We start from the raw sequence: 1,438 nt of genomic DNA, 5'->3' as shown, positions 1-1,438 counted from the left end.
AATAAGGCGTGTTCTGTTTAGCCTTATGGCCATGGACGGCCTAAGGGCGGGCCTGCCAAGGGGCCAACGCAGGTGGGAGCGGCTTGGGACACGAAAACATGGTCAAGAAGAAAATGCGCGGATTTTGGGATTTGGGGTCCCGTGTGGGTGGGTTAGGCTAAGCCCAAAGGCCTAGGCGGCGGCGCCTTCCACCTTCTTGACGGCCACGTTTAGCATGTTATCTTTCATGTGCTTCTTGGCCTGTATTCAAATGTACTTCTTTGTGATATTTGTTGTTTATCTTAGTTTTTTTGTGGCTTTGCTGAAGAGGGCTTCGCGCTGGCGCAGAGAGGGCGGGACTTTGTTGGTATGAACTCTAGTACATAGTCTTTACATTTTCTTGAGCCGACAGAAAAATGGAACTTTTTACCTGAGTTTAGTATTAGTGTAAAATAATAACCCTTTGCCCCCGATCGACCAGTATAAATATACTCTTTGATATCATCTTTGAATACAACTCTTTTCCTGAATGGTACTACGATAGTAAGCTTGTTCCCACTGATCCGAATGTGACTTGCTAAGAATAAGATGATAAGTACTGAAAACAATGGAAAAACAATTAGTGCATACAGACCTTCACGAGTAACCACGTTTACACCCATAGTAATTGCCTGAATTATGAAATTCACAGATAAAGCGACAAAGAACACAAGGAATATGAAGAATCCAATTTGAACAAACTTGCTATTTATGTAACATCTAAGCATATCTATGTATATTCCTTAATACTATTTATTCTCGTCCTGATTATTAACTGCTGAGTCAATAACCCCGTATCCAGCTCCAGCACCTGTTGCAGCATCACTTGATGCTGATAAAGCGCGTCTCACTTTCTGAGTATTATCTGCCGCTTTGCCCCAAGCAAATGAACGCGTATTTCTGGCATACCGACTATAAATTCCGGCTGTTGCTTTTGCTGCTTTGCCAGTCCCAGCTAGAATCGCGCCGCCAGCAGAAAAGGCAGCATCTACAGCACCTTCTTTGATTGCCGTATTCATATCAACCTTGCCATCATAAAGTGCTTGTTCACCTGCACTTCCCGCAACACCTGTAGCAAATCCAACCACTGCAGCCCCAGCTGCACCTGCCGCTATAACTCCTGCTACTGCTGCAGGAGCAGCTCCTCCTCCTGTTCCTACTGTTGCTGCAACCCCAGCTGCTGTCGCATCGACAACAAGGCCCACGGCAACTCCTTTTGCTATTCCAATACCTGCCATCACTCCAATTCGCCCACCATTAACACCACTCTGGTCATCGGTTAGTTCTCGAACAAGCCCCTTTGTAGCACCTCCGATTCCCCCAATAATAGCACCAAGAACTGTGGCCGCAATTTCCCCCGTCGGATCGACATACTTCACGGGGTTGTTGCTCACATAGGAATACCAATTGAGAGCCTCTA

At 46.0% G+C, this 1,438-nt stretch carries 1 protein-coding gene; it reads right to left on the bottom strand.

The genetic code is table 11. The features are described 5' to 3' along the window. Positions 1-767: 767 nt before the first annotated feature. The coding region (locus tag S1OALGB6SA_RS10095) for an RHS repeat-associated core domain-containing protein (protein WP_230204392.1) at positions 768-1,438 on the bottom strand (671 nt) is incomplete at its 5' end.

It is taken from the genome of Olavius algarvensis spirochete endosymbiont, assembly GCA_900608495.1.
Taxonomy (GTDB): Bacteria; Spirochaetota; Spirochaetia; order DSM-2461; family DSM-2461; genus UBA2779.
Note: the sequence above shows the minus strand (reverse complement) of the source record. Positions and strands in the feature narration are given on the sequence as shown.